Below are 8,711 nucleotides of genomic sequence, written 5' to 3'. Positions count from 1 at the left end.
GGCGAGAAGGTCACACCCGTTCCCATACCGAACACGGAAGTTAAGCTTCTCAGCGCCGATGGTAGTTGGGGCCTTGCCCCTGTGAGAGTAGGACGTTGCCAGGCACAAAAAAAGACAATCTTAGCTGATTGTCTTTTTTGCTTTTCCAAGAGAATAAAAAGAAAGGGGTATATAACCCTTCTGTTTTCCGCAAAATACCACTAATGAATTATTTAGGGAGTTGGCATGTTTGGGAAAAAAGGGGATACAAATTCCGGTTAAGGAATCGTATGAAGAAAACATTGAATACTTAAAACACGAGCTGCGCGTTGGGAAAAGCTTTGATATTATCCACCGCAAAATTGATTATGCAGGACATAAGATGAGCATGTTCCTTGTGGATGGGTTCGCCCAGGCGAATATCCTGCTTTTAATCATGAAGGAGATTGAAAAGCGGAAACCAGAGGAATTTAAAGATGATCCCATAAATGAGCTTGTTAGAACATTTATACCACATGTTGAAGTAGTAATCACACCTGACTTAGAGGAAGTAATAGCTCAAGTTCTTGCTGGACAGACTGCATTAGTTGTTGAACAAGGCAGTAAAGTCGTCCTGATTGATTCAAGGGAATATCCAATCCGTTCCCCTCAGGAACCTGATATTGAGCGAGTTGTTCGGGGGCCGCGTGATGGGTTCGTGGAAACAATAGTATTTAATCTTGCACTAATCCGTAGGCGGGTAAGAGACCGATCATTAGTCATGGAATATGTACAGGTAGGAAATCGTTCAAAGACAGATGTAGCATTAGTATACATAGACAGTATTGTGGATATGGAAAACGTAAGAATGCTGAGAGAAAAACTTGAGGATATTTCGATAGATGGGGTTTCCATGGGTGAAAAAACAATAGAAGAATTTGTATTTGGCAGAAACTATAACCCGTACCCATTAGTTAGATACACGGAAAGAGCTGATACAAGTTCTGTTCATTTAATGGAAGGGCATGTCCTTATTGTTGTGGATGGCTCACCGAGCGTTATGATCTGTCCAGCTACCTATTGGCATCACCTGCAGCATGCTGAGGAGTATCGTCAGAAGCCCTTGGTAGGTGGCTTTTTACGATTTGCAAGATTTATTGCAGTTACCGCCTCCTTGTTTCTATTACCTATCTGGTATACCTATGCAACAAATGAGCAGCTGCTTTCTGAACGATGGAAGTTCATTGGCGTAAAGGATCATGGAGAAATCGCTCTTATTTGGCAATTTCTTATTGCTGAAGTCGGAATTGAGATTTTACGGATGGCGGCCATACATACCCCTAATGCTCTTGCTACCGCCCTTGGTATCGTCTCTGCTATCATTATCGGGGATGTAGCGGTCCAAGTCGGGATTTTTACCCACGAGGTAGTGCTATACGTTGCGGTGGCTGCTATTGGAACATTTGCAACGCCTAGTTATGAATTAAGCCTTGCTAATCGTATTTTCCGTGTTTTCTTTTTAATCATGGTCGCCATACTCCAAGTACCGGGTTTAGTGATCGGGATTACATTATGGATCTTACTCCTAGTCGGAACCAAGACGATGAATATTCCATATTTATATCCGTTTATGCCGTTTAATCCCCTTGATTTCAAATTAGTACTTCTCCGCTCACCTGTTCCCTATAGTAATATGCGAGGACACATGCTAAACCCACAGGACCGCTCAAGACAAGATGACTAAGCCTATCAGACCTATCGAATCTGATAGGCTTTTTGCATAGATAGGCAAAGGAGAATGGCCTCATTAAGATTTTACTCCTATTAATATAAATGCAACCCCAAGTAAAATCCAGACGATTTTCATGACAGATATATCTCCAACGATGCCTACTAAACCTATTGTTGTGGTTAAAATTAATATAATAGGACCCACAAGGGCAAGTGAGGAATTAATCATTAAAGCTTTTTCAACTGAATTAAATCTAAGCATTAAAATAGCTGCAAATATCTCGATACTTCCAGATAATAATCGTAAAAAGGCCATTCCCAACACTGCTTTTTCTAAGATTATAAACATAGCTACCCCCCGAAAATATCATTTTCACCACATTATATGTTGATATTTTCAAGAGAAGGACATGTTTTTTTCTTAACTTACTTGCATTTTAAAAAGGGAATAGTAAATTAGTTTAAACCCGCTAATAAAAATTAGTATGCCCAAAAAGGCTGACTCAGTTCTTTTTCTGAGTCAGCCGATTATGGAATCTTAATTATTTTTCTTCCTCATTCAGTTTAATTTTCTTACAACCCACATACAAACAAGAGAAGATATCGAGTCCTGGCTTAGCCTTAGCTAGTCCTTTAATATAGGGGGTAATTAAATCTTTAAAGTCTGCTCCCACTTCCTCCTCTTCTAAAATGCCGTAAACATAAAGTTTCTTTTCAGCAAATAAGAAGGCCACATTCCCGACTCCCTTGTTTTTTCCATCCACAACATTTAAAACTTGATATTCCGGGGTAATGACCTCGGGTGAAAAATAAATTTGCAATGAAATCTTCTCCTTTAAATTCTATGGTTAGGATTAGGGGGTGTTACGTAAATTGGAGCTTCTCAAATAGTGAATCATTTTCCTCAGTCGGTTTCTTTTTAGCGACATGGATCAGGATCATGCAAAGAATGCCGCATAATAACGTTAATCCTGCAGTAGAAAGAAACATTCCAGATCTAGACCATTCCATTAAAGTACTAAAGATGGGAGGGCCGATGGCTACCCCTAAAAAACGAACTGATCCATATAATGAGGTGACAAATCCTCTTCTGTCAGACGGAACTGAACCAGTAATGAAGCTATTAATGCATGGCAGTACTAGGCCGGTGCCGATACTGCTGACAACCAGTACTGCAAAGAAAGGTAATAATTTAGTAAAGAATATTAGAGATGCAAAAGAAGCTGTCATTAATAAACAACCAATAACAATTAGTTTTTTCATGAGACTCATTTTTTTTCCGATATTACTTCCTGTGATATAGGATGTAGTGGTCATAAATAAAAGCGGTATTGCTAATATAGCCCCTTTTAACAAGCCGTCAATATGGTGGTCTTTCTCGAGTATATCTGAGATATAAAACAAAATGCCAAACAACGTAAATAAACAGGAAGCTCCTGTTAAATAAGCGGCAAACAACCAGCGGCCCTCCGTTTTAAACACCGAGACAAGGCCTTTAATATATTTTTTAACTGGCGGAGGTTCCTTCTCCGCCTTTTTCTCTTTAATAAAAAAGATGGTAAACAAAACGGATAGTAAGCAAAAGATGGGAAAGGCAAAGAAGGCTGCATACCAAAAGAGCAGGGCTAATAACGATCCAATAATCGGACTGATTACCTTACCGAACCCATTAGAGGCTTCTACTAATCCTAATACCTTACTTTGTTCGCTGCCCTTAAATAAGTCGCCTGCTAAAGCCATCGCTATGGGGGCTGTTCCTGCTGCACCCATTCCCTGCATAATCCTTCCAGCCAATATCCATGTGTAGGCATTTGAAAACCAAGCCGCTGCGGCTCCAGCTAATAATCCGCCGCTGCCGTACAAAATAAGTGCAGGAATGATGACAGCCTTTCGAGAAAATCTGTCGGATAAATAGCCTAATATGGGTATTGAGATTGCTGCAGCAATCGAAAATACTGAAATAATCAAACTTGTCTGAAATTGGGTTACATTTAGTTCTGTTTTCATCTTCGGGAGGATAGGGATTAGCATCGAGTTTCCCAGAACTAAAATCAGCGGGATGGAACCGATGGCTGCTATCGTTAAGCCTTTATGTTTTTGCTTTGGCAAGGATGTACACCCCTAACTATAAAATTAAGCTTTTTTATTGTTTGTTCTTGATGGATGTTTATACATGACAAATGCCTAATTACAGGTGTAATAGCCCAATATATACACATTCACCCAGTTATTGAATAATCTATCCTAGAAAAATAGAGGAGGCGCATTGCCTATGAATTTTTTAACATTACCGGAAAGGACTAAGGGGAATCGAACCTATGGTTTGACTTCTGTTATCGACTTCGGAACCCCGCTTGGGGAGTTAAAAAATATTTTATCTGATTTTGGTGACATCATTGATATAGCCAAGATTGGTATTGGTTCTGCCTATGTTACCCCTAATTTAAGGGAAAAAATAAATCTTTATAAAGAATTTAACATTAAGCCATATTGCGGAGGAACTTTATTTGAAAAATGCTATTACCAAAATAAAATTCCCGAGTATCTAGCCTATTTAAATGACTTAGGAATCGAGTGGCTGGAGATTTCAAATGGTACATTGGATATTCCTTTAGGAGAACGCTTAGATTTGATTTCAAAAATTAAGAATGATTTCCACGTCATTGCCGAGGTGGGATCCAAAGATGCTAATAATGAAATGCCCATCTCTGACTGGAAAAAAGAAATGCAGCTGCTTTTAAATGCCGGGTGTGATTATGTAATTACAGAAGGCCGGGACTCTGGTACATCTGGGATATATGAAAAATGCGGTGCTGTTAAATCTAATTTAGTTCAGGAATTACTGAAGGATCTAGATACACGTAAAATTATCTTTGAAGCTCCGTCAGCGAAACATCAAATGTATTTTATAAAAGAAATTGGTCCTAACGTAAATTTAGGAAATGTGAGACTTCAGGATGTACTCGTTCTGGAATCGCAGCGCCGTGGACTTAGAAGTGAAACCTTTTTTTTGGAGGCCTAAAATGATTATCACCCTAATTCGGCACCTTCCAACAGAATGGAATAAAAAAACATGGCTTCAAGGTAGACGTGACATAGACCTTGCTCCTGTCTCAGGGGAGTTTGCCAATAAAATTAATCAGAATAAAGAAAGGCTCAAACATCAGCATTTTGATTTGGTATTGGCAAGTACCCTGAAACGGACCCATCAAACAGCACGCGTATATGGCTATCAGCCTGAAACAGAGGGACTATTAGATGAATTAGATTTTGGTCCTTTTGAAGGAGTTCCGAAGAATAAGCTCATGGAGAAGTATGGCGAACAGTGGGTAGAGAATCCCAAGGAATTAGTTCTAGGAGAGAGCTTAAAGAATCTTGAGGCCCGAATCGCCTTATTTATAAAAAAATATAAAGATTGCCACAGTGTTTTAGTTTTTGGGCATGGTTCGTGGATAAGAGGGTTTGTCTCCTATGTCAACTATGGTGACATCAACAATATGAATAAAATAATTGTCGAGAACAATCAATGTATTACCTTAGATGTAGAAATGAGTGAATGAAATGGAGGGCTAAGGGTTGTCTGAACTGTTAACGTATGAAAATTGGGATGAAGAGAAAGTAGCCTCCTTTATAAACAATAAACCGGATTTCCTAGACGTTTTAAAATGGGCCTATCAGGAGTATAGGGATGATATAGTATATTCCTGCAGCTTCGGTGCTGAGGGGATTGTTTTAATTGATTTAATTTCTAAAGTTAACAAACAAGCTAAGATTATTTTTCTTGATACTGGTCTGCATTTCCCCGAAACGTATGAATTAATTGAAAAAGTAAAGGAACGTTACCCTTTACTCGAGATTACGATGCTAAAACCAAAGTCAAGCTTAGAGGATCAAGCAAAATGGTATGGAGATGAATTATGGAAACATAATCCCAATCTATGCTGCCACATGAGAAAAGTTGTCCCCTTAAAAGAAGCCTTATCCAATGTTTCGGCCTGGATCTCCGGTTTAAGAAGAGACCAATCTCTCACCAGGAAAAATACCCAATATATTAATAAGGATGATAAATTTCATAAGATAAAAATTTGCCCTCTTATTCATTGGTCCTGGGAAGATATCATGACCTATATTACCTTAAATAATCTTCCATATAACCCTCTGCATGATCAAGGATATCCAAGTATCGGTTGTGCACCGTGTACCCTGCCTGTTTCCGATACCGGGGATCTTCGTGCAGGTCGCTGGGCTGGAAATACCAAAACAGAATGCGGCCTCCACGAGGGATAAAGAACAAATCAAATAACGTGCTGACCGATAATTGGGAGGTCTAGGGAGGAAAAAAGATATGGGTGAGAGTATGCCGCATGGCGGCAAATTAATTAATCGGCTGGATGTTCATTTTTCTAAGGAAAATATTCGAAACTCTGTCGAACTCAGTAAATTAGAATTAAGTGATTTAGAATTAATCGCCAATGGGGCTTATAGTCCGCTCGAAGGTTTTATGGAAAAAAACGATTATGAGTCTGTTGTACAGAATATGAGGCTATCTAACGGACTTCCATGGTCCATCCCGATTACGCTGGCGGTCGAACCTCTAAAAGCAAAACAAATAAGAATAGGAGAAACAATCAACCTAATACATGATAATACCATTTATGGGGTCATGACGGTAAAAGAGATGTTTCGACCAGATAAAAAGATGGAAGCCGACAAAGTATATAGAACCATTGATCCTCACCATCCCGGTGTAAAGAAATTGTTTGAACGGCCGGAGATTTATTTAACTGGTCCGATTACCCTTATTAAAAGACCAGAGAAGACCATTTTCGAAAGCTTTTATTTAGACCCTTTGCAAACTAGGAAGATATTCAAAGAGCTAGGCTGGAAAACAGTAGTCGGTTTTCAAACGAGAAATCCTGTTCACAGGGCTCATGAATATATTCAAAAATCAGCTTTAGAAATCGTTGACGGTTTGTTCCTAAATCCGTTGGTCGGTGAGACAAAAGCCGATGATATTCCAAGTGAAATTAGGATGAAGAGCTATCAAGTATTGCTCGAAAATTATTATCCGCAAGATCGGGTCTTTTTGTCGGTTTTTCCAGCTGCCATGCGTTATGCCGGACCAAGAGAAGCCATTTTTCATGCTATTGTCCGGAAAAATTATGGATGTACGCATTTTATTGTCGGCAGGGATCATGCGGGGGTTGGAAATTATTATGGGACCTATGATGCCCAAAAAATCTTCAGTCACTTTACAGAAGAAGAACTAGGAATTAAACCACTTTTCTTTGAACATAGTTTCTACTGCAAAAAATGCGAAAACATGGCGTCTGCAAAAACATGTCCTCATGATCGAGGGTATCATGTCATTTTATCGGGGACGGCGGTTAGAGGAATGCTGAATAATGGCGTTCATCCTCCAAAAGAATTTAGTCGTCCTGAGGTAGTAGAAATCCTTATCCAGGGTATGAAAGAAACCTATATAAATGAAAATTCAAGTATAGGCTAGGCTGCTAAAACAACAAAAGGGTGTAGGAGAATGAATAAAAGAGGCAACATCACTTGGCATCACACAACGATTACAAAAAAAGACCGTCTCCTATTAAATGGTCATAAAAGCTGCGTTCTTTGGTTTACCGGTTTGTCTGGGGCAGGAAAATCCACTCTTGCTAATGCGGTTGATCATATGTTATTTCAGGAATCCTATCGAAGCTATGTATTGGATGGGGATAATATCCGTCATGGATTAAATCGCGATTTAAGTTTTTTGCCAGAGGACAGAAAAGAGAATATCCGTAGAATCGGGGAAGTGGCAAAACTGTTTGTCGACAGTGGTCAGATTGTATGTACTGCCTTTATCTCCCCCTTCCTTGACGATAGAGAACTTGTCCGCAAAATGTTTGAACCCGGTGAGTTTATTGAAGTCTACCTAAATTGTCCTATAATGGTTTGTGAAGATCGCGATCCTAAAGGACTGTATAAAAAGGCACGTAAAGGGGAAATCCCAGAATTTACAGGAATCTCATCACCTTATGAGGCACCAATTTGTCCAGAAATTATGATTGATTCCGATAAGATGACAATTGAACAATCTGTAGNNATTCTATAGCGGATCTTCTTATCTTTTACGCCAATTAGCGGTTAAAAAGCTAATCTGATGGATTTTTAGTTCGTATATATAATCAATAATATTGGTTGAAAAAAATTGACAAATAATCGCGAAAATCACAATTTTATAATCGATAACTAAGGCGGTTAATAAGAAGATTAAAAAGTTGATTCCCATCATCACTTTACCTGGGCTCCAATTCTTGTAGGTAGCAATCATTAAAGCCGGAATAACCATTCCGCCGCTTGATGCACCAGCTCGAATGAGAATCCCTACGCCAATTCCGAAAAAAGCACTGCCAGCAATCAAGTCCAATAAAAGATGGACATGTATATGCGGGATATGCAAAGTTATGAAATTAACAGTTGTCGATGTGGTGGCAACAGATAGAATGGTTTTAAAGGTCCAAGTGTAGCCAAAATAACGGATTGCAAAAAACAGAAAGACTATATTAGCGATCCACAAGGAAAATCCTAATGATAAATGAAACCAGTGATTCATTAGAATCGCAATTCCTGCAGCACCGCCAGATGGAATAGAGTGAGGAAATAAAAATAAAGACATCGACATACCCTGCAGGCAGGCTCCGAATATTAAGCAGCCATACGTAAAAAGTGTTCTTCTCATAATCTAAATGATTCTATCGCTAATTGTTTAATAGTTCCTGCCAAGTATATAACCCCCTAGGACAATCTTTACTTGTCCATTTTATGAAGGATTTATACGGAATATGAAGAAATGTTAATTTGGATAATTTTTCATGTAGATATTAGTGCATAGAGGTGATATTATAAGAAAGCTTCTTCGGGAAAAGGTCATCACCATAATAAATAAAAATTAGGGTTGACACTTTTTTGATGGATGTGTTATGATACTTCTTGTCGCTTATGAGATATTGTTCTTTGAAAACTAA

The 8,711-nt window shown here is 38.8% G+C and carries 10 protein-coding genes and 1 rRNA gene; 7 read left to right on the top strand and 4 right to left on the bottom strand.

The window, feature by feature from the left end:
- Together rrf and V7266_RS22655 are read left to right on the top strand one after the other, a co-directional pair.
- A 5S ribosomal RNA gene (gene rrf / locus V7266_RS22660) occupies nt 1-104 on the top strand; the annotation flags it as partial.
- Between the two features lie 125 nt (nt 105-229).
- Nucleotides 230-1,702: a spore germination protein gene (locus V7266_RS22655; protein WP_335471243.1), complete on the top strand. Its 1,473-nt coding sequence runs from the start codon at nt 230-232 to the stop codon at nt 1,700-1,702.
- Between the two features lie 63 nt (nt 1,703-1,765).
- Here the strand turns inward: V7266_RS22655 and V7266_RS22650 are convergent, their stop codons facing one another.
- The 3 genes from V7266_RS22650 to V7266_RS22640 form a co-directional block, all read right to left on the bottom strand.
- A complete protein-coding gene (locus tag V7266_RS22650) occupies nt 1,766-2,038 on the bottom strand; it encodes a YqhV family protein (protein ID WP_176541400.1) in 273 nt (90 codons plus the stop codon).
- A 193-nt stretch (nt 2,039-2,231) separates the two neighbouring features.
- A complete protein-coding gene (locus tag V7266_RS22645) occupies nt 2,232-2,510 on the bottom strand; it encodes a hypothetical protein (protein ID WP_335471240.1) in 279 nt (92 codons plus the stop codon).
- Between the two features lie 43 nt (nt 2,511-2,553).
- On the bottom strand, nt 2,554-3,798 hold the full coding sequence (locus V7266_RS22640; RefSeq protein WP_335471238.1) for an MFS transporter: 1,245 nt from the start codon (nt 3,796-3,798) through the stop codon (nt 2,554-2,556).
- A 163-nt stretch (nt 3,799-3,961) separates the two neighbouring features.
- Here V7266_RS22640 and V7266_RS22635 point away from each other — a divergent pair, with 163 nt between their 5' ends.
- From V7266_RS22635 to cysC, 5 genes are read left to right on the top strand one after another with little or no spacing between them, the layout of a single operon-like run.
- On the top strand, nt 3,962-4,711 hold the full coding sequence (locus tag V7266_RS22635; protein WP_335471237.1) for a phosphosulfolactate synthase: 750 nt from the start codon (nt 3,962-3,964) through the stop codon (nt 4,709-4,711).
- A gap of 1 nt (nt 4,712) precedes the next feature.
- Nucleotides 4,713-5,249 carry a histidine phosphatase family protein gene (locus V7266_RS22630; protein ID WP_335471236.1) on the top strand — a complete coding sequence of 179 codons (537 nt, stop codon included), beginning with the start codon at nt 4,713-4,715 and terminating at the stop codon, nt 5,247-5,249.
- 16 nt (nt 5,250-5,265) lie between these two features.
- Nucleotides 5,266-5,976, top strand: coding sequence for a phosphoadenylyl-sulfate reductase (locus tag V7266_RS22625; protein WP_420491484.1), 711 nt, complete (start codon nt 5,266-5,268; stop codon nt 5,974-5,976).
- Between the two features lie 58 nt (nt 5,977-6,034).
- The gene (gene sat / locus V7266_RS22620) at nt 6,035-7,198 is read left to right on the top strand and encodes a sulfate adenylyltransferase (protein ID WP_335471235.1); all 1,164 of its coding nucleotides are present in this window, start codon (nt 6,035-6,037) and stop codon (nt 7,196-7,198) included.
- Between the two features lie 30 nt (nt 7,199-7,228).
- A complete protein-coding gene (gene cysC / locus V7266_RS22615) occupies nt 7,229-7,798 on the top strand; it encodes an adenylyl-sulfate kinase (protein WP_335471234.1) in 570 nt (189 codons plus the stop codon).
- A 9-nt stretch (nt 7,799-7,807) separates the two neighbouring features.
- Here the strand turns inward: cysC and V7266_RS22610 are convergent, their stop codons facing one another.
- Entirely contained in the window at nt 7,808-8,425 is a 618-nt protein-coding gene (locus V7266_RS22610) for a YitT family protein (protein ID WP_335471233.1), read from the bottom strand.
- Between the last annotated feature and the right edge of the window lie 286 nt (nt 8,426-8,711).

It is taken from the genome of Neobacillus drentensis, from assembly GCF_036965645.1.
Lineage (GTDB): Bacteria > Bacillota > Bacilli > Bacillales > Cytobacillaceae > Neobacillus > Neobacillus drentensis_D.
Note: the sequence above shows the minus strand (reverse complement) of the source record. Positions and strands in the feature narration are given on the sequence as shown.

Coding starts and splice junctions, on each gene's coding strand:
- V7266_RS22650 (WP_176541400.1), bottom strand. CDS start 2,038: ATGTTTATAATCTTAGAAAAAGCAGTGTTGGGAATGGCCTTTTTACGA.
- V7266_RS22635 (WP_335471237.1), top strand. CDS start 3,962: ATGAATTTTTTAACATTACCGGAAAGGACTAAGGGGAATCGAACCTAT.
- V7266_RS22630 (WP_335471236.1), top strand. CDS start 4,713: ATGATTATCACCCTAATTCGGCACCTTCCAACAGAATGGAATAAAAAA.
- sat (WP_335471235.1), top strand. CDS start 6,035: ATGGGTGAGAGTATGCCGCATGGCGGCAAATTAATTAATCGGCTGGAT.
- V7266_RS22610 (WP_335471233.1), bottom strand. CDS start 8,425: ATGAGAAGAACACTTTTTACGTATGGCTGCTTAATATTCGGAGCCTGC.